Source organism: Amycolatopsis minnesotensis (genome assembly GCF_039529815.1).
Lineage (GTDB): Bacteria > Actinomycetota > Actinomycetes > Mycobacteriales > Pseudonocardiaceae > Amycolatopsis > Amycolatopsis minnesotensis.
On the sequence record NZ_BAAANN010000160.1, the window covers coordinates 1 to 516 of the forward strand.

General features: G+C 59.1%; 1 protein-coding gene. It reads right to left on the reverse strand.

All coding sequences use genetic code 11. The features are described from left to right. A partial coding sequence (locus ABD256_RS44315; RefSeq protein WP_344432427.1) for a hypothetical protein occupies positions 1-292 on the reverse strand: 292 nt, incomplete at its 3' end. Between the last annotated feature and the right edge of the window lie 224 nt (positions 293-516).

Consider the following 516-nt stretch of genomic DNA (forward strand, 5'->3'; position numbering starts at 1 on the left):
TTTGGGACGCCTGGGGAGACGGCCTCGACAGGACCGTACGGAGGTCGATCAGGGCATATTCGCTGACCAGGGGTGACCAGGGACAATGGGGGAGCTGGGCCTCGCCGTCTTGATCATGGTCGGCATGCGCCGTTGCGATCCGATCCAGAAACCCACTGTCCCAGCCCTGGTGGGGACAGAAATCAATCCAGTGTGACTGGCCCGGCATGAAACCCGCCGGCACTGCGGCACGCAGGCCCAAAGACAGGACCAACAGGAGCAGCAATAGATAGCGGGACAGTGAAGCGGCCATGTCATCCCCGATCAGGGAACCGCGAAGCCGATGCCACGATTCCTTTCCACCATTGCCCTCAGCTTATCGAGTGACTTGCAGGCAAACCTTGTCACAGATCAATTTCAAGGCATGAACCGATCAAACACTCCTCACAACTCGGTGCGGACCTCGATCAGTTCCGGAAAGAACTGTAGCTCCAGGGCACGCTTGAGAAAACCCACCCCGGAGGAACCACCGGTTCC